Origin of the sequence: Streptomyces nymphaeiformis, from assembly GCF_014203895.1 — a bacterium.
Taxonomy (GTDB): Bacteria; Actinomycetota; Actinomycetes; order Streptomycetales; family Streptomycetaceae; genus Streptomyces; species Streptomyces nymphaeiformis.
In genome coordinates, this window is sequence record NZ_JACHJY010000004.1 from 386,089 (window position 1) to 403,867 (window position 17,779).

Annotated in this window: 14 protein-coding genes; 6 read left to right on the top strand and 8 right to left on the bottom strand. The window is 73.7% G+C overall.

The window, feature by feature from the left end:
- Positions 1-6 precede the first annotated feature (6 nt).
- Positions 7-1,617: a protein kinase domain-containing protein gene (locus tag GGE06_RS15910; RefSeq protein WP_116160044.1), complete on the bottom strand. Its 1,611-nt coding sequence runs from the start codon at positions 1,615-1,617 to the stop codon at positions 7-9.
- Positions 1,618-1,893: 276 nt separating this feature from the next.
- Here GGE06_RS15910 and GGE06_RS15915 point away from each other — a divergent pair, with 276 nt between their 5' ends.
- The 6 genes from GGE06_RS15915 to GGE06_RS15940 all read left to right on the top strand — a co-directional run bounded on the left by GGE06_RS15915 (position 1,894) and on the right by GGE06_RS15940 (position 9,561).
- On the top strand, positions 1,894-3,549 hold the full coding sequence (locus GGE06_RS15915) for a protein kinase domain-containing protein (protein WP_116160043.1): 1,656 nt from the start codon (positions 1,894-1,896) through the stop codon (positions 3,547-3,549).
- A gap of 125 nt (positions 3,550-3,674) precedes the next feature.
- Positions 3,675-4,502: a hypothetical protein gene (locus tag GGE06_RS43420; RefSeq protein WP_184931247.1), complete on the top strand. Its 828-nt coding sequence runs from the start codon at positions 3,675-3,677 to the stop codon at positions 4,500-4,502.
- 85 nt (positions 4,503-4,587) lie between these two features.
- Positions 4,588-5,241: a PadR family transcriptional regulator gene (locus GGE06_RS15925; protein ID WP_116160041.1), complete on the top strand. Its 654-nt coding sequence runs from the start codon at positions 4,588-4,590 to the stop codon at positions 5,239-5,241.
- A 78-nt stretch (positions 5,242-5,319) separates the two neighbouring features.
- On the top strand, positions 5,320-6,054 hold the full coding sequence (locus GGE06_RS15930) for an ABC transporter ATP-binding protein (RefSeq protein WP_116160040.1): 735 nt from the start codon (positions 5,320-5,322) through the stop codon (positions 6,052-6,054).
- Positions 6,051-8,918: an FtsX-like permease family protein gene (locus GGE06_RS15935; RefSeq protein WP_184931107.1), complete on the top strand. Its 2,868-nt coding sequence runs from the start codon at positions 6,051-6,053 to the stop codon at positions 8,916-8,918. The genes GGE06_RS15930 and GGE06_RS15935 overlap by 4 nt, the downstream gene beginning before the upstream one ends.
- A 97-nt stretch (positions 8,919-9,015) precedes the next feature.
- Entirely contained in the window at positions 9,016-9,561 is a 546-nt protein-coding gene (locus GGE06_RS15940; RefSeq protein WP_116160038.1) for a bacterial proteasome activator family protein, read from the top strand.
- A gap of 119 nt (positions 9,562-9,680) precedes the next feature.
- Here GGE06_RS15940 and GGE06_RS15945 read toward each other — a convergent pair whose 3' ends face one another.
- The 7 genes from GGE06_RS15945 to pdhA all read right to left on the bottom strand — a co-directional run bounded on the left by GGE06_RS15945 (position 9,681) and on the right by pdhA (position 17,709).
- The gene (locus GGE06_RS15945; RefSeq protein ID WP_184931108.1) at positions 9,681-10,667 is read right to left on the bottom strand and encodes an NAD(P)H-quinone oxidoreductase; all 987 of its coding nucleotides are present in this window, start codon (positions 10,665-10,667) and stop codon (positions 9,681-9,683) included.
- A gap of 39 nt (positions 10,668-10,706) precedes the next feature.
- Positions 10,707-11,792 (bottom strand): potassium channel family protein, encoded by a 1,086-nt coding sequence (locus tag GGE06_RS15950; protein ID WP_184931109.1) that lies wholly within the window; start codon positions 11,790-11,792, stop codon positions 10,707-10,709.
- A complete protein-coding gene (locus GGE06_RS15955) occupies positions 11,789-13,072 on the bottom strand; it encodes a molybdopterin molybdotransferase MoeA (protein WP_184931110.1) in 1,284 nt (427 codons plus the stop codon). Before GGE06_RS15955 ends, GGE06_RS15950 begins: the two co-directional genes overlap by 4 nt.
- An 11-nt stretch (positions 13,073-13,083) precedes the next feature.
- Positions 13,084-13,968 (bottom strand): NTP transferase domain-containing protein, encoded by an 885-nt coding sequence (locus tag GGE06_RS15960; protein ID WP_116160034.1) that lies wholly within the window; start codon positions 13,966-13,968, stop codon positions 13,084-13,086.
- 134 nt (positions 13,969-14,102) lie between these two features.
- A complete protein-coding gene (locus GGE06_RS15965) occupies positions 14,103-15,503 on the bottom strand; it encodes a dihydrolipoamide acetyltransferase family protein (protein WP_184931111.1) in 1,401 nt (466 codons plus the stop codon).
- On the bottom strand, positions 15,503-16,549 hold the full coding sequence (locus GGE06_RS15970) for an alpha-ketoacid dehydrogenase subunit beta (RefSeq protein ID WP_116160032.1): 1,047 nt from the start codon (positions 16,547-16,549) through the stop codon (positions 15,503-15,505). The genes GGE06_RS15965 and GGE06_RS15970 overlap by 1 nt, the downstream gene beginning before the upstream one ends.
- Positions 16,549-17,709 (bottom strand): pyruvate dehydrogenase (acetyl-transferring) E1 component subunit alpha, encoded by a 1,161-nt coding sequence (gene pdhA / locus GGE06_RS15975; protein ID WP_116160031.1) that lies wholly within the window; start codon positions 17,707-17,709, stop codon positions 16,549-16,551. Before pdhA ends, GGE06_RS15970 begins: the two co-directional genes overlap by 1 nt.
- Between the last annotated feature and the right edge of the window lie 70 nt (positions 17,710-17,779).

Genomic DNA, 17,779 nt, shown 5'->3' on the forward strand with positions numbered 1-17,779 from the left:
GCCTCGTCAGCCGGTCGTGGCGCCCGCGCCGCCCGTCGGCGGGGTGTCCGGGTTGCCGTTGCCGCCGGAGGAGTCGTCGGTCGGCTGGTCGGTCGGCTGCGTGGGCGGCTCGGTCGTCGGCTCGGTCGTCGGCTCCGTCGGATTGTCCGTGGACTGGGTCGGCGGCGCGGTCGTCGGCTTCGTCGGGGGCTCGGTCGTCGGCTCGCCCGTGGACCGGGTCGGCTCCTGCGTCGTCGGCGGGTTCCACGGCTGCTGCGTCTCGCCGCCGGTCGTCGTGCCCGTGTCCTCGGTGGGCTCCTGGGTGGGCTCCTCGGTGGCGGTCGGCTCCTCGGAGGCCGTGGACGGCGAGTTGCTGATGCTCGTCGGCGTCTTCACGTTGCCGCCCGAGTCACCCGCCTTGTCGATCGCGTACACGACACCCGCGACGATCGCGATCAGCGCGAGCGCGGCGAACAGCAGCATCTTGCCCCGGCCGCCGCCCTTCTGGGAGCCGTACCCGTCCTGGCCGTAGCCGCCGGTGCCGCCCGTGCCGCCGTCGTAGCCGTTGTACCCGCCGTCGTTCGGGTTCATCGGGGGGAGGATCGGGCCCTGCGCGGTCTCGCCGTGCATCGGGTGACCCATCGCGGTCGTCGCGGCCATGCCGCCGACCGGGGTGTGCCCGCCCTCGTACATCTCGACCGGCCCGGTGTTCCACGCGCCGGTGTAACCGCCCTGCTGCTGGAGCATCTGGAGGGCGTACTGGATGAGCCCGCGCATCTCCTCGGCGCTCTGGAACCGGTCGTCCGGGTCCTTCGCGAGCGAGCGCATCACGAGACCGTCGAGCTCCGGCGGCACGGAGCCCGTCACGTCGGACGGCGGGATCGGCGCGTCCTGGACGTGCTGGTACACGACGGACAGCGGGGTCTCGCCGGTGAACGGGGGACGCAGCGCGAGGAGCTCGTAGAGCAGGCAGCCCGTCGCGTACAGGTCGGAGCGGTGGTCGACCGCCTTGCCGAGGGCCTGCTCGGGGGAGAGGTACTGCGGGGTGCCCATGACCATGCCGGTCTGGGTCATCGTCGACTGCGCGCCGTGCAGGGCGCGCGCGATGCCGAAGTCCATGACCTTCACCGCACCGGTGTTCGTGATGATCACGTTCGCCGGCTTGATGTCACGGTGCACGATGCCGTGCTGGTGCGAGTAGGCCAGCGCCTCCAGGACCCCGGAGACGATGATGAGCGCCTGCTCGGGACCGGGCGCCTCGGCGCTGAGCAGCAGGTCGCGGATGGTGCGGCCCTCGACCAGCTCCATCACGATGTACGGCACGGGCCGGCCGCCCACGAGGTCCTCGCCGGAGTCGTACACGGCGACGATGGCGTGGTGGTTGAGCCCGGCGACGGACTGCGCCTCGCGCGTGAAGCGGGCCTTGGAGACCGGGTCCTCGGCGAGATCGGCGCGCAGCAGCTTGACGGCCACCGTGCGGCCGAGCCGTACGTCCTCGGCGGCGAAGACCTCCGCCATGCCGCCCCGGCCCAGGCGGTGCGTCAGGCGGTAGCGGCCGTCGCCGACGACGCCGCCCTCGCCCCACGATTCCGCCGACGCGTCCGGCACACCGTTACCTGCTCCGGATTCGGGTGCCATCAGTCCTCGCCGTCGTCTGTCGTGCCGTGTCCAGTCGTCACGCTACAGGCTCCGTACGACACCACGGTCCGAGATGGACCGGCCATCCAACCGCCTCGACGTACGCCTGTGCAAATTCGACGGGTTTCCCGCGCCCGTGCGGAAACGCTTCCTGTGCGGAGGGTCACGGAACGGGTACCGAACCGGGGCGCGGCTTGACGTGTCACTGCCCTGCGGCAGACTTGCGCCAGGAAATTCCGGATCAACGCCGCCACGCGCGCGTAGGGGGAAGCACAGATGAGCCAGGACGGCGCACAGGGCCGCTATGCGGGCGGTTCGGTCGCGGGCGGCCGGTACCAGCTGCGTGACCTTCTCGGCGAGGGCGGCATGGCGTCGGTGTACCTGGCGTACGACAGCGCCCTCGACCGGCAGGTCGCCATCAAGACGCTGCACACGGAGCTCGGCCGGGAGCAGTCCTTCCGCGAGCGTTTCCGGCGCGAGGCCCAGGCCGTCGCGAAGCTGTCGCACACCAACATCGTCTCGGTCTTCGACACCGGCGAGGACACCCTCGACGGCGCCGTCATGCCGTACATCGTCATGGAGTACGTGGAGGGGCAGCCGCTCGGCTCGGTCCTCGCCGCGGACGTCCAGCAGTACGGTGCGATGCCCGCGGACAAGGCGCTGAAGGTCACGGCCGACGTGCTCGCCGCCCTCGAGGTCAGCCACGAGATGGGCCTGGTCCACCGCGACATCAAGCCGGGCAACGTGATGACGACCAAGCGCGGCGTCGTCAAGGTCATGGACTTCGGCATCGCGCGGGCCATGCAGTCCGGCGTCACCTCGATGACGCAGACCGGCATGGTCGTCGGCACCCCCCAGTACCTCTCCCCCGAGCAGGCCCTCGGCCGCGCGGTGGACGCCCGCTCCGACCTTTATTCGGTCGGCATCATGCTCTTCCAGCTGCTGACGGGCCGTCTCCCCTTCGACGCCGACTCGCCGCTCGCCATCGCCTACGCGCACGTGCAGGAGGAGCCGGTCGCCCCGTCCTCCGTCAACCGCTCGGTGACGCCGGCGATGGACGCGCTCGTGGCGCGCGCGCTGCGGAAGAACCCGAACGAGCGGTTCCCGAGCGCGGCGGCGATGCGCGACGAGTGCCTGCGGGTCCTGGCGGCCGGCCAGACCGGTGCGCCCGTGATCGTCCAGGGCGGTCCGGTGAGCAGCGGCGCGGGCGTCGGCTCGGCCGTCTTCCCGCCCGTCGGCCAGACCCCGCCGCCGGCCGCGCACGGCGTGCAGCAGCCGTACCTGCCGCCGACGTCGCAGCCCGGCCCGTACGGCCCCGCGACCCCGGCGCCCGCTCCGGCGTACGGCTACCCGCAGCAGGCCCCGACGCCCGCGCCGATGTACCAGACCCCGGCCCCCTCGCCGTACGCCCCGACGCCGGCCCCGGCGCCCATGTCCATGCCGACGCCCGCGCCCGTCGCGACCGGCGGCTCCGGCTCCGGCTCCCGCCGGAACACCCCGGTCATCGTCGGCGCGATCGCCGTCGCACTGCTCGCGATCGGCGGCCTGGTGGCGGTGCTCAACATGAAGGACGACCCCCAGGACCCGCAGGCGGGCGGCACGGGCGGCACGGAGCAGAGCCAGACGGCGGCACCCGGCCACAAGGGCCCCGACCTGACCAAGACCATCGACATGAAGAAGTGCACGCAGCCTTCGGAGTCGCAGGACGACCCCTCCAAGTTCGAGGTCCCGAACTTCACCTACAAGAACATCCAGTCGGTGAAGGCGTGTGTCCAGGCGGCCGGCTGGAAGATCATGACCCAGACGCCGGTGGACGAGTCCACGTACGGCGAGGGCACGGTCCTGGAGCAGTTCCCGCCGGCCGGTGAGGACATCACGGACGAGGACGCCGAGTTCACCCTCAAGATCTCGACGGGCAACCCGCCGCAGTAGTCACGATTCCTTCTTCGTTCCCTTTCCGTACACCCCCTGCACCCGTCCCGGATGCCGGAAATGTCCCGGCGTGTTTACGCTGAGTCGACCATCTCGGCGGCTCGGGTACGGGAGGGGGTCACCCGGTGACTCCAGCACTCCGCACGGCACGCGCGCGGGCTCTCCGCACCGCGCTCACCTGCGTGTTCACCGGCGCCTGCGCCCTGTACTCCACGCCCTTCACGTACGCGGCGGAGGCCCCCGGCACCTCGTTCCACCAGCGCGGGACGGGGGAGGCCCCCGGCGCCTCGTCGTTCCGGCGCGGGACGGCGGAGGCCCCCGGCGCCTCGTCCTTCCGGCGCGGGACGGGGGAGGCACCGGCCGTCCCGACGCCGGCGGCGACCCCGTCCTCCACCCCGCCCTCGCCGAGCGAGCCGCCGGCCTCCCCCTCCCCGTCGAGCTCTTCGCCGGTCCCGCCGTCGGCGCCTCCGAGCGGCACCGGCGGCACCGCGCCCGTCTCCCCGGCGCCCGCGCCCACCGGCACCGGGACGCCGTCCTCCACGGCCGCGCCGAGCGCCGAGCCCTCCGACGCCCCCACCCCCAGCGCCTCCGCCTCCCTCGCGGGGCGGCCCGCCGGTGAGGGGCGGCCCCACCCCGGACGCCCCGAGTCCGCCACCCCGTCGACCACCGCACCGGCCACCACGACGCCGTCGCCCAGCCCCTCTCGTACCGAAACCGCTACAACCCCGCGCGAGCACCAGGCCTCCGAAGAGGCTGACGAATCGGTACGCGAGGGGGACCCGCTGCCTCCCGAGGCCGCGCCCGCCAGCCTGCCCGCCGCCGCGCCCGGCCTCTCGGCCGAGGCCTCGTCCACCCTCGGCGACCAGCGGATTCCCGTCCTCACCCTGGGCGTGGGGCTGGCCCTGATGGGGCTCGGCATCGGCTTCCTCGGGCTCCGGATGCGCCGCCGCTGACCCATCGGGTCCCCCTTGAGTCGGACCCCGCCGGTCCCCCTCAGGACGGTTGTCCGCCGCTGCATACCCGGTATACATACTGAGTATGTCGATCCGCCACGGGCTCCTCGCCCTTCTCGAACGCGGCCCTCGCTACGGCTCCCAGCTCCGTACGGAGTTCGAGTCCCGCACCGGCTCCACCTGGCCGCTCAACGTCGGCCAGGTCTACACGACCCTCAACCGTCTGGAACGCGACGGCATGGTCGCCCAGGGCGGCGAGGACACGGCCGGGCACACGCTCTACACGATCACCGACAGCGGCCGCGCCGAGCTCAGGACCTGGTTCGAGAAGCCGGTGGACCGCACCAGCCCCGCCCGCGACGAGCTGGCCATCAAACTCGCCATGGCCGTGGGCGCACCCGGCGTCGACATCCGGAACGTCATCCAGTCCCAGCGCCGGCACACCGTGAAGGCGATGCAGGACTACACCCGGCTCAAGGCCCAGGCCCTGCTCGCCGTCGAGGGCGGCGGGGCCCGGGAGCGGGACGACGTGGCCTGGCTGCTCGTCCTGGAGCAGCTGATCTTCCAGACCGAGGCGGAGGCCCGCTGGCTGGACCACTGCGAATCCCGGCTGATCCGGCTGTCGGCGACGGCCGCGACGGCCGGGACGGAGGCTTCGTCCGGTCCGAGCTCCTCCAGCGCCCCTACCGTCTCCGCCGCCCCGAACGTCCCGACCGCTCCGCGCACTTCGGCCTCGTAGCGCTCACGCACCACCCTTCCACCGCACGCTCCCGTACGCGGCCCGACCGCCGCCTACGGCCAACGGGGGGATCCCTCCATGTCCACACAGCAGCCCGTGCTGCAACTGCAGAACCTGACCCGCGTCCACGGCGCGGGCGCCACCGAGGTGCACGCCCTGCGCGGAATCGACCTCGCGGTGTACCCCGGCGAACTCGTCGCCGTCATGGGCCCGTCGGGATCCGGCAAGTCCACGCTGCTCACCATCGCCGGCGGCCTGGACACCCCCAGCTCGGGCCGGGTCATCGTCGAGGACACCGACATCACCGCGGCGAGCGTCAAGGAGCTCGCGGCCCTGCGCCGCCGCAGCGTCGGGTACGTCTTCCAGGACTACAACCTCATCCCGGCCCTGACCGCCGCCGAGAACGTCGCCCTGCCCCGCGAGCTGGACGGGACCTCCGCCCGCAAGGCGCGCGTCGAGGCCACCGCCGCCCTGGAGGAGATGGGGCTCGGACACCTCGCCGACCGCTTCCCCGACGAGATGTCCGGTGGCCAGCAGCAGCGCGTGGCCATCGCCCGCGCCCTCGTCGGCGACCGCCGTCTCGTCCTCGCCGACGAGCCGACCGGCGCCCTCGACTCCGAGACCGGCGAGTCCGTCCTCGCCCTGCTCCGCTCCCGCTGCGACGCGGGCGCCGCCGGTGTCCTCGTCACCCACGAACCGCGGTTCGCCGCCTGGGCCGACCGGGTCGTGTTCCTGCGGGACGGCGCGATCGTCGACCAGACCGTGCGCAGCGACGCCGACTCCCTCCTCTCGGGCCAGGTGGCTGAGGCGTGAAGACCTGGTTCCACTCCTGGCGGGCCGCGATCCGCATCGCCCGCCGCGACGCCTGGCGTTCCAAGGGCCGCAGCGCTCTCGTCCTCGCGATGATCGCGCTGCCCATCCTGGGCGTCAGCGCCCTCGATCTGACCTACCGGAGCTCCCAGCTCTCCCCCGCCGAGAAGCTGGAGCGGACGATCGGCGCGGCCGACGCGCGCTTCAGCGACGCCCAGGTCAACGGTGTCCCGATCTTCCAGGACCCGGCCGGCGAGATGCACACGACGGTCAAGGACTACGAGGACGAGCCCTGGCCGAGCGGCTCCACGGACGTCACGAAGGCCATCCCGGCGGGCTCCACCGTCCTGACGGACGGCTCCGGTTCGGCCAAGCTGACGACGGCCCACGGCCTGCTCGGTGCCGAGGTGCGTGAGCTCAAGGCGTCCGATCCGATCGCCCGCGGCATCATGACGCTCCTGGAGGGGCGTTTCCCGGAGAAGAACGACGAGGTCATGGCGACCTCGCACTTCCTGGAGAGCAGCGGCCTGTCGATCGGCGCGACCCTTTCCGCCCGCAATTTCGATCGCCCGTACCGGATCGTCGGCTCCTACGAACTTCCCGACTCCCTGACCACGGACCAGGTCAACGCGCTGCCCGGCGCCTTCCTCGCCCCGTACGCGAAGGCGGTCGAGAAGGCCGGTCTGCCCGCGCCCGACCTCTCCGTCTCGTACCTGGTGCGCAAGTCCGGTGGTTTCACGTGGAACACCGTGAAGGAGATCAACACCAGGGGCGTCGCCGTCGTCTCGCGCGCCGTGCTGCTCGATCCGCCGGCCGAGTCCGAGGTCCCGCTCAACCAGAAGGAGGGCTTCCGCGGTTACGAGACCAGTTCGGAGGCCTCCGCCGCAGACCTGGCCTCCCTCGCCACCGTCGTCGGCCTGGCGATGCTGGAGATCTGTCTGCTCGCCGGTCCCGCCTTCGCGGTCGGCGCCCGTCGCTCGCGCCGCCAGCTCGGCCTGGTCGGGGCCAACGGCGGTGCCCGCAGCCACATCCGCGCGATCGTGCTCAGCGGCGGCCTCGTCATCGGCGTCGCGGCCGCCGTCACCGGCATCGTCCTCGCGCTGGTCCTGACGCTCGTCCTCGAGCCGGTCCTCGAGGACGCCATGGGCCAGCGGTTCGGGGCCTTCGACATCCGGCCGCTCGAACTGCTCGGCATCGCCCTGCTCGCGGTCCTGACCGGTCTGCTCGCCGCGGTCGTCCCCGCCTTCACCGCCTCCCGGCAGACCGTCCTCGCCTCGCTCACCGGCCGGCGCGGAGTCCGCCGCAGCAGCCGCGTGCTGCCCGTGATCGGACTGGTGGCCCTCCTCATCGGCGGCGCGGTCGCCCTCTTCGGCTCGATGGTCTCCCAGCAGGTCGTCCTCGTGGCCGCGGGCTCCGCCCTCGCCGAGCTCGGCGTCGTCGCCATGACCCCCGCCCTGGTGGGCCTGTTCGGGCGGACCGGCCGCTGGCTGCCGCTCTCCCCGCGCCTCGCACTGCGGGACGCCGTCCGCAACCGGGGCCGTACGGCACCCGCCGTCGCCGCCGTCCTCGCCGCCGTCGCGGGCACGGTCGCCGTCTCCACGTACATGGCCAGCCGCGAGGCCCAGAACAGGGCGGGCTACGAGGCCACGCTGCCGTACGGCGTCGCCGCCGCCTTCGTCCAGGAGGAGGGCGGCCGGGACGCCCCCGCCGTCCGCGATGCCGTCCAGCGCAACTTCCCCGTCGACGTCCGCGCCGACGTCGCGCGCATCTCGGTCGGCAAGCCCGGCTGCGCGCCCTGGGGCGGCGAGGGCGCCGGCTGCGGCCGCTACGAGGTCGTCGTCCCGCCGGCGAACGAGTGCCCGCTGTACGCGAGCGTCCCGGGCGGCGGCGACCCCGCCGAGAAGTACACGCCCGAGCAGCGGCGGAAGCTGGTCACCGAGGACTGGCGGTGCAAGGAGTCCGCGAGCAGCGGGATGTACGTCTCCGACGGCGGCCTGCTCATCGGTGACGCCAGTCTGCTGAAGGTCCTCGGCGTCGACGACCCCGCGACCGAGAAGGCCCTCGCCGACGGCAGGATCGTCGCCTTCAACCGCACCCTGGTCGATGGGAAGGGCACCATCGGGATCAAGCAGATCACCGACATCGCCGCCGCGGACAAGGCCTCCCAGGAGGGCCGTCCCGCCCCCGGCAAGGTCAGCACCCTGCCCGCGTACCTGGTGCCCGGCGAAAAGAAGTCCTACGGCCTCCAGGCCCTCATGACCCCGGCCACCGCCAAGGCCGCCGGCCTCTCCACGGCACCGCTCGGCCTGTACGTCAGCACCGAGCGGCTCCCGGACTCCGAGCAGCGCCAGAAGCTCGACAGCGACCTCGCCAAGCTCGGCGGCAACGTCGAACTCCACCTGGAGGAAGGGTTCGTCAACGAGTACGGCATCGTCCTGCTCGCGCTGGCCGTCTTCGCGGGCCTGGTCACCATCGGCGCCGCCGGCATCGCCACCGGACTCGCCCAGGCCGACGCCGAGGCCGACCTGAAGACGCTCGCCGCCGTCGGCGCCCCGCCCCGGGTCCGCCGCACGCTCAGCGGATTCCAGTGCGGAGTCGTCGCCGCGATGGGCGTGATCCTCGGCTCGGCCGCCGGACTGCTGCCCGCCGTCGGACTCCGGCTGACCGAGGAGCGCGACGAGCTCCGCTACTACGAGCAGAACCTCGCCGAGGGCTGGAGCGGCGACCTGACCCCGCCCGACGTGCCGATCGTCATCCCCTGGGAGACGCTGGCCGGGCTGCTGGTCGCCGTCCCGCTCGGTGCCGCCCTCCTCGCCGCCCTGGTGACCCGCTCACGCGGCGCACTGGCCCGGCGCGCGGCGACCTGACGGTCTTCGTTCCCGTCCTGTGCCCCTGTACGAGGGTGGATCACCCTCGTACAGGGGCACACCCTGTGATGACGCGTGTGTACGAGAGAATGGCGGCATGGAGATGCCGAGGAATGACAGGTCGCAGGAGAGCCCCCAGGTCCTCATCGTGGGACAGGACGGGACGGCGCTCGGCGGCACTCAGGGCGACGACGAACCCCGCGAGGTCCCGGTGACGGAAATGGTCGAGCAGCCTGCGAAGGTCATGCGGATCGGCAGCATGATCAAGCAGCTCCTGGAGGAAGTACGGGCGGCCCCTCTGGACGAGGCGAGCCGGGTCAGGCTCAAGGACATCCACGCCAGCTCCGTGAAGGAGCTGGAGGACGGGCTCGCGCCCGAACTGGTCGAGGAGCTGGAGCGGCTCTCCCTGCCGTTCACGGACGAGGCGATCCCCTCCGAGGCGGAGCTGCGCATCGCGCAGGCGCAGCTGGTGGGCTGGCTGGAGGGCCTGTTCCACGGCATCCAGACGGCGCTGTTCGCCCAGCAGATGGCGGCCCGCGCCCAGCTGGAGCAGATGCGCCGCGCACTGCCTCCGGGCGCGTCGCACGACGATGACGACGACCACGGCCACGGCCACGCGGTCCGCTCGGGCCCGTACCTGTAGGTAGCGCAGGTCGTACGGAGAAGGGCCCCGCACACCTGGTGTGCGGGGCCCTTCTCCGCGTTACGGGCGCCGGGCGACGGTGCTGCCGAGCCCCGGTGCCGGCGGCCGCTCGGTGGCCGTCAGGCGCCCGGGGTGAGCAGCAGCACCTTGCCGACGTGGCGGCCGTCCTCGAGGGCCCTGTGGCCCTCGGCGGCCTCCGGCATCGGGACGGTGCGGTCGACGACCGGGCGGACCGTGCCCGCGCCGATCAGCGGCCAGACGTGCTCCCGTACGGCCGCGACGATCGCCGCCTTCTCCCCGGCCGGCCGGGACCGCAGCGTCGTCGCCATGACGGCGGCGCGCTTCGCGAGCAGCGCCCCGAGGTTCAGCTCGCCCTTCACCCCGCCCTGGAGGCCGATGACGACCAGCCGGCCGTTCACGGCCAGCGCCTTCACGTTCCGCTCCAGGTACTTCGCGCCCACGATGTCCAGGATGACGTCCGCGCCCGCCCCGTCCGTCGCCTTCGCCAGCTCCTCGACGAAGTCCTGCTCGCGGTAGTCGATGAGGACGTCCGCGCCGAGCTCGGCGCAGCGCGCCAGCTTCTCGGGGCCTCCGGCGGTGACCGCGACCCGCGCGCCGACCGCCTTCGCCAGCTGGATCGCCATCGTGCCGATGCCGCTCGCGCCGCCGTGCACGAGCAGCGTCTCGCCGGGCCGCAGGTGGGCGATCATGAAGATGTTGGACCAGACGGTGCACGCGACCTCGGGGAGCGCGGCGGCCGTGGTCAGGTCGACGCCCTCGGGCACCGGCAGGAGCTGGCCGGCCGGGACCGCGACCTTCTCCGCGTAGCCGCCGCCGGCGAGCAGCGCGCACACCTCGTCGCCGACGGCCCAGCCCGAGACTCCCGGGCCGAGCGCGACGATCCGGCCCGCGCACTCCAGGCCGGGGTACGGGGAGCTGCCCGGCGGCGGGTCGTAGAAGCCCTGGCGCTGGAGCAGATCGGCGCGGTTGACCGCGCTGGCCACCACCTCGACGAGGACCTCGCCCTCGCCGGGTACGGGATCGGGCACCTCGGCCCAGACGAGCGCCTCGGGGCCGCCGGGTTCCGGAATCGTGATCGCATACATGGCGGCGAGGCTACTCGTCCGGCGGGTCGGTCCTCCGGCTCAGTCGTCCGGCGGCGTGGACAGCGGGGTCACCGGCGCGGCGCGCACGATGGTGATCACCCGGTCCATGAGCTGGAGCGGGCTGGCCGCGGGGTCGTCGTAACCGAGCAGCCGGTGGCCGCGGAGCACGCTGACCACCAGGTCACCGGTCTCCCGCACGCTCTTGCCGACCTCGCTCTTGGTCACCGGCCGCTCCACCAGGTCGAGGCCCGAGCCCTGCTGGATGAGGTCCTCCATGACGGTGCCGGCGCTGGGGCTCAGCACGGAGAGGCCCAGCAGGCGCCCGGCGGCGCTGGCGCTGGTGATGACCGCGTCCGCGCCGGACTGGCGCAGCAGCGGCGCGTTCTCCTCCTCGCGGACCGCGGCGACGATCTTCGCGCCCTTGTTGAGCTGGCGTGCCGTGAGGGTGACCAGGACCGCCGTGTCGTCGCGCTGGGTGGCGATGACGATCTGCCGGGCCCGCTGCACCTCGGCGCGGAGCAGCACGTCGCTGCGGGTCGCGTCGCCGATGACACCGACGAACCCGTCCGCGTTCGCCGTCTCGATGACCTTGGTGGAGGGGTCGACGATGACGATCTGGTCCTTGCGGAGCCCGGTCGCGCAGAGCGTCTGGATCGCGGACCGCCCCTTCGTCCCGAACCCGACGATGACGGTGTGGTCGCGCAAGGTGGACCTCCAGCGGTTCAGCCGGAACTCCTCCCGGGTCCGCTCGGTGAGGACCTCGAGAGTGGTGCCGACCAGGATGATCAGGAACAGCACGCGCAGCGGCGTGACCAGCAGGATGTTGGCGAGCCGCGCCGAGTCGCTGTACGGGACGATGTCGCCGTATCCGGTGGTGGAGAGCGTCACGGTCGCGTAGTAGGCGGCGTCGAGGAAGTCGAGCGTCTCGTCTGCGTTGTCGTGGTAGCCGTCGCGGTCGACGTAGACGATGAACACCGTCACGACCAGCACGCCGAGCGCCATGAGCAGCCGCTTGCCGACCTGTCGCAGCGGCCGCTCGACGACCCTGCGGGGCAGCCGGACCTGAGGGCCCAGGACCCGCTCGTCCGCGTTGCGCGCCATCACGTCACGGCTGGGAAGTTTCACGTGAAACACGCTCCTTGGGCCGGTACGGCGCCCGACGTCGGCGGCCAGGGAAGGTCGAGGACGTCCAGCTCCTGGCCGGACCGGGCGCCGCCGGGCGGGACGACGGCCATGCCGTCCGCGACGGCGATGCCCCGGAGCATGGCCGGCCCGTTGTAGTGCAGCGCGACGAGGTGGTCGCCCCTGCGGACGACGGGGACGAGCCGGGTGTCGTGGGGGTGCCCGTGCACCTCGTCGAGGACGGGGGCAGGGCCCCGGCCTCCGGTGGGTGAGGTGCCGGCCAGGGCGGCGAGGAGCGGCTCGGCGAGCGTGAGGAGGCCGGAGACGGCGGCCAGCGGGTTGCCGGGCAGGCCGACGAGGTGACGACCTCCGCCCAGGGACGCGAGGAGCATCGGGTGGCCGGGGCGGACCTTCACCCCGTCGACCAGGAGCGTGGCGCCGGCCTTGTCGAGCACCCGGTGGAGGTGGTCGACGGGCCCGGCGGCGGTGCCTCCGGTCGTGACGACCACGTCGGCGGCGGAGCCCGTGACGGCCGCGTACAGCTCCTCGGCGTCGTCGCCGATCCGCCGGGTGCCGAGCACCTCGGCGCCGAGCGCCTCCAGCCAGGGGCCGAGCATCGGGCCGAGGGCGTCACGGATGAGCCCCGCGTGGGGGAGACCTGCCGTGAGCAGCTCGTCGCCGAGGACGAGGACCTCCACCCGGGGGCGCGGCGGCACCGGGAGCTCGTCGTACCCGGCGGCCGCGGCGAGGCCCAGGACGACCGGGGTCACGGCGGTGCCCGCGGGGAGCAGTTCGTCGCCGGACCGGCACTCCTGGCCCCGGGGCCGGATGTCCTGCCGGGAGACGACGTCCCGCAGGGCGTGCAGCAGCGGCCCCTCGGTACGGGAGTGCTCGGTACGGATGACGGCGGTGGTTCCGGGCGGTACGGGGGCGCCGGTGGCGATCCGTATGGCCTCGCCGTCGGTCAGCGCGGCGGTGGGCGCGTGACCGGCGAGGACGGAGGTGTCCGCGCGGACGGTCCAGGGGCCCTGGCCCGCGACGGCCCAGCCGTCCATGGCGGAGGTGTCGAAGGAGGGCAGGTCGGTGAGGGCACGGAGCGGCTCGGCGAGGACATGGCCGAGCGCCTGCCCGAGCGGGAGGCGCCGCGGCTCGCGCCCGGCCCCCGCGGCGGTCCCGGCGCGGGCGGCGGCGGCCCGGGCCTCGGGCCAGGCGGTGGCCCGGTGCGGCTGCTCGGCCCGGTGGCCGGTGGCGGGGGCCACGGGGGCGGGCTCCTTCGACTTCATCCGGACTCGTCCTACTCGGTGGCTCGTTCGGAGGGCTGCTCGGAGGGCTGCTCGCCGTCCTCTTCGGCGGCCCAGCGCTGAGCGAGCGCCGCGGCCTTGCGGGCGGCCTCGGCGACGGCCTCGGGTCCGCCCTCGCCCGCGCGGGCCGCCGCGTAACCGACCAGGAAGGTGGTCAGGGGTGCGGCGGGGCGGGCCACGCCGTGGGCGGCGTCACGGGCGAGGTCGAGCAGCACGCCGGTGTCGACGTCCAGTTCGATGCCCAGTTCGTCTTTGACTGCGGTGATCCATTCATCAAGCACGGTCCCATGCTCCCTGATGCGCGCCCGGGCCGTGGCGATGTCCTCCCAGGTGTCGCAGTCGAAGGAGGCGAGGGGGGCCGCGGCGACCCGGGTGAGGCTCAGTCCCCCGGTGAGGAGACGCAGCGGACCGCCGGCGAGGGTGCCCCGGCGGTCGGCGATGAGAGCCAGTTCACGCAGGAGCGGGGTGCGGCGGTAGGCGGCGACGAGCGGCTGGTCCCGGCCCTCGGCGTCGGTGAGGAGCGCGGCCTCGGCCCCGGGGTCCGCGTCGAGCGCGTCGAGGAGGCGTCGGACGGTGGCCCCGTCCAGGAAGGGCAGGTCGGCGGAGAGGACGAGGAGGACGTCGGCGCCGGTCTCCCGTACGCCGGCGCCGAGCGCGGCCAGCGGCCCGCCGCCGGGCGGGTCCTCCCTGGTCCAGCGGACGGGGCGGGCGGTCGGGCGGGGTGCGGCGACGACCACGGTCCGGGCTGCGTCGGGACAGGCCGCGAGCACCCGGTCGAGGAGGGTTCGGCCCCCGATCCGTACCCCGGGCTTGTCGGATCCGCCGAGGCGCCGGGCGGCGCCCCCGGCGAGCACGACGGCGTCGTATGCGGTGGTCACCCCAGCAGTATGGGCCGCAGGGGGCCACGGCCGACGGGCCCGTCTCCCTTGCTGAGACGGGCCCGTCGGCGGTACCGGCGGACGGCCGTACCGGGTGGGGGTCCGGTGCGGGCGTCCGGTGCGGCCGTTGTGCGTCAGACCGTGCGGAGCAGGACGGCAGGCTGCTCGACGCAGTCCGCCACGTACCGCAGGAAGCCGCCCGCCGTGCCGCCGTCGCAGACGCGGTGGTCGAAGGTGAGCGACAGCTGCACCACCTGACGGACGGCCAGTTCGCCCTGGTGGACCCAGGGCTTGGGGATGATCCGGCCGACACCGAGCATGGCGGCCTCGGGGTGGTTGATGATCGGCGTGGAGCCGTCGACCCCGAACACCCCGTAGTTGTTCAGGGTGAACGTGCCGCCGGTCAGATCGGCCGGGGTGATCGCACCCTGCCGGGCCGCCTCCGTCAGCCGGGCGAACTCCTCCGTCAACGACTCGGCCGTCCTGGTCCCCGCGTCCTTGACCACGGGGACGACGAGTCCGCGCGGGGTCTGGGCGGCGAAGCCGAGGTGCACGGACGGCAGCCGGACGATCTCCCGGGCTGCGGTGTCCACCGTGGAGTTGAGCTCGGGGAACCGGGCCAGGGCATGGACGCAGATGCGCGCGAGGAGCGCGAGCAGCGAGATCTTCGGCCCGCCGGCCGCGTTCATCGCGGCCCGTGCCGCCATCAGCTCGGTCGCGTCGGCGTCGACCCAGCAGGTCGCGTCGGGGATCTCCGTACGGCTGCGGGACAGCTTGTCCGCGACCGCGCCACGGACCCCGCGCAGCGGGACACGCTCACCGGCGGCGGCGACGGAGACCGCGGCGGGGGCGGGAGTGGGCGCCGGGGCGGCGACCGGCTGCTCCAGGGCCGCGAGGGCCAGCTCCACGTCGGCCCGCAGGATCAGCCCCTCGGGCCCGGATCCGCGCACCTCCCGCAGGTCGAGGCCCCGGTCACGGGCCAGCTTCCGCACGAGCGGCGAGATGACGGGCACGGGACCGGCGGCCGCCGGAGCGCCGACCGGAGCAGGAACGGCGACCGGAGCCGGAGCGGCCACGGGGGCAGGAGCGGCGACCGGAGCCGGGGCGGCAGCCGGCGCCTGGGCAGCGGCCGCCGGGTTCGCGTGCCGCACCCGGCGGCGCCGGGCGGCGGGCCCGGCCGTGCCGTAGCCGACGAGCACATTGCCCGAGTACTCCGAGGAGACGGCCGCATCGACGTCGGCGCGGCCCACTCCCGGAGCGGCCTCCGCGAGCTCCTCCGGCGCGCCCGTGCCGCCGACGGCGACCGTCAGGAGCGGGGCGCCGACGGGCAGTTCGGTGCCCTCCTCGCCGTACCGGGCGGTGACGACACCGCCGTACGGGCAGGGCACCTCGACCATGGCCTTGGCCGTCTCGACCTCGACGACCGGCTGGTCGATGGCGACGACGTCGCCGACGGCGACCAGCCAGCGCACGATCTCGGCCTCGGTGAGCCCCTCACCGAGGTCGGGCAGCTTGAACTCCAGGACCTGTGCCATCAGTTCCCCGCCTCCCACTGCAGTCGCGCCACCGCGTCCAGGACGCGGTCCACGCCCGGCAGGTGGTGCCGCTCCAGCATCGGCGGCGGGTACGGGATGTCGAAGCCCGCGACCCGCAGCACCGGCGCCTCCAGGTGGTGGAAGCAGCGCTCGGTCACGCGCGCGGCGATCTCCGCGCCGGGGCCGCCGAAGCCGGTCGACTCGTGGACGACGACCGCGCGGCCGGTGCGCCGCACGGAGGCGCAGACGGTCTCGTCGTCGAACGGCACGAGCGAGCGCACGTCGACGACCTCCAGGTCCCAGCCCTCGGCCTGCGCGGCCTCGGCCGCCTCCAGGCAGACCGGCACCGAGGGACCGTAGGTGATCAGGGTGGCCCCGGTGCCCCGGCGGCGCACGACGGCCTTGCCGATCGGCTCGACGGGCGCGGGCGCCTCGGGGGACCAGTCGGACTTGGACCAGTAGAGCCGCTTGGGCTCCAGGAAGACCACCGGGTCGTCGGAGGCGATGGCCGCGCGCAGCAGCCCGTAGGCGTCCTCGACGGTGGCCGGGGTGACGACGTGCAGGCCCGGCGTGGCCGTGTAGTAGGCCTCGGAGGAGTCGCTGTGGTGCTCGACGCCGCCGATCCCGCCGCCGTACGGGACGCGGATGACGATCGGCATCGGCACGGCGCCGCGGGTGCGGTTGCGCATCTTCGCCACGTGGGAGAGCAGCTGCTCGAACGCCGGGTAGGCGAACGCGTCGAACTGCATCTCCACGACCGGCCGCAGGCCGTACATGGCCATGCCGACGGCCGCGCCGAGGATGCCCGCCTCGGCCAGCGGGGTGTCCGTGCACCGGTCCTCGCCGAACTCCTTGGCGAGCCCGTCGGTGACCCGGAAGACACCGCCGAGGGTGCCGACGTCCTCGCCCATCACGTGGACGGTCGGGTCCTCGGCCATCGCGTCGCGCATGGCGCGCTGGAGCGCCTGCGCCATCGTGGCGGGCTTCGGCTTCGCGGCGTTCCCGCCGGCCTTGGCGGCCGCGGGGCCGGTCGTCGCGGTCGTCATCACGCCTCACCCTCGGCTTCGAGCTCGGCGCGCAGCTGCGCCGCCTGTTCGCGCAGCTGCGTCGTCTGCTCCGCGTAGACGTGGGAGAAGAGCTCCATCGGGTCGAGCACCGGGTCGGCGTTCATCCGTTCGCGCAGCTCCGCCGCCATCGTCTCGGCGGCCTCGGCCGCCGCGTTCCTGCCGTCCTCGTCGAGCAGGCCACGCTCCGTCAGTTCCCGTTCCATGAGGAGGATCGGGTCGTGTGCCCGCCAGGCCTCGACCTCGCCGGCCGTGCGGTAGCGGGTCGCGTCGTCGGCGTTGGTGTGGGCGTCCATCCGGTAGGTGATCGCCTCGACGAGGGTGGGTCCGCCGCCGCGTCGCGCGCGGGCCACGGCCTCGGTGAGCACCTGGTGGACGGCGACCGCGTCGTTGCCGTCGACGAGCCGGCCCGGCATCCCGTACCCGACGGCCTTGTGGGCGAGGGAGGGGGCGGCGGTCTGCTTGGCGAGCGGCACGGAGATCGCGAAGCCGTTGTTCTGGACGAGGAAGACCACGGGGGCCTGCCAGACGGCGGCGAAGTTCAGCGCCTCGTGGAAGTCGCCCTCGCTGGTGCCGCCGTCGCCGACCATGGCGAGGGCGACGACGTCGTCGCCCTTGAGGCGGGCGGCGTGGGCGAGGCCCACGGCGTGCGGGAGCTGGGTGGCGAGGGGCGTGCAGAGCGGCGCGATGCGGTGCTCGTGCGGGTCGTACCCGGTGTGCCAGTCGCCGCGCAGCAGGGTCAGTGCCTGGACGGGGTCGAGGCCCCGGGCCACGGCCGCGAGGGTGTCGCGGTACGAGGGGAAGAGCCAGTCCCGCTCCTCCAGGGCGAGGGCGGCGGCGATCTCGCACGCCTCCTGGCCGGTGGTGGACGGGTACACGGCGAGGCGGCCCTGCTTGGTGAGGGCGGTGGCCTGCGTGTTGTACCGGCGGCCGCGGACCAGCTCCGCGTAGAGCCGGAGCAGCAGCGCGGGGTCGGCGTCGGCCACGGCGTCCGTGCCGAGCACGCGCAGCGGCTCGGCCTCCGGCAGCAGCGGGGCGGGATCGGTGCGCGGCTGCCACGCCGGCGGCGGGGTCGGCCGGTAGGCGGGAACGGCACCGGGCGGCTCTTGGACTGTCGAACTGCGCTGTTGCAACGAGTCCACCTCCTCGTGGGAGCGGGCATAAGACCCGAAGGCGGGTGGCGCGAGTGTGGCGCGCCTCACCTACCGATTG

Coding starts and splice junctions, on each gene's coding strand:
- GGE06_RS15925 (WP_116160041.1), top strand. CDS start 4,588: ATGTCGATCCGCCACGGGCTCCTCGCCCTTCTCGAACGCGGCCCTCGC.
- GGE06_RS15940 (WP_116160038.1), top strand. CDS start 9,016: ATGGAGATGCCGAGGAATGACAGGTCGCAGGAGAGCCCCCAGGTCCTC.
- GGE06_RS15930 (WP_116160040.1), top strand. CDS start 5,320: ATGTCCACACAGCAGCCCGTGCTGCAACTGCAGAACCTGACCCGCGTC.
- GGE06_RS15910 (WP_116160044.1), bottom strand. CDS start 1,617: ATGGCACCCGAATCCGGAGCAGGTAACGGTGTGCCGGACGCGTCGGCG.
- GGE06_RS15970 (WP_116160032.1), bottom strand. CDS start 16,549: ATGACGACCGCGACGACCGGCCCCGCGGCCGCCAAGGCCGGCGGGAAC.
- GGE06_RS15915 (WP_116160043.1), top strand. CDS start 1,894: ATGAGCCAGGACGGCGCACAGGGCCGCTATGCGGGCGGTTCGGTCGCG.
- GGE06_RS15955 (WP_184931110.1), bottom strand. CDS start 13,072: ATGAAGTCGAAGGAGCCCGCCCCCGTGGCCCCCGCCACCGGCCACCGG.
- GGE06_RS15965 (WP_184931111.1), bottom strand. CDS start 15,503: ATGGCACAGGTCCTGGAGTTCAAGCTGCCCGACCTCGGTGAGGGGCTC.
- GGE06_RS15945 (WP_184931108.1), bottom strand. CDS start 10,667: ATGTATGCGATCACGATTCCGGAACCCGGCGGCCCCGAGGCGCTCGTC.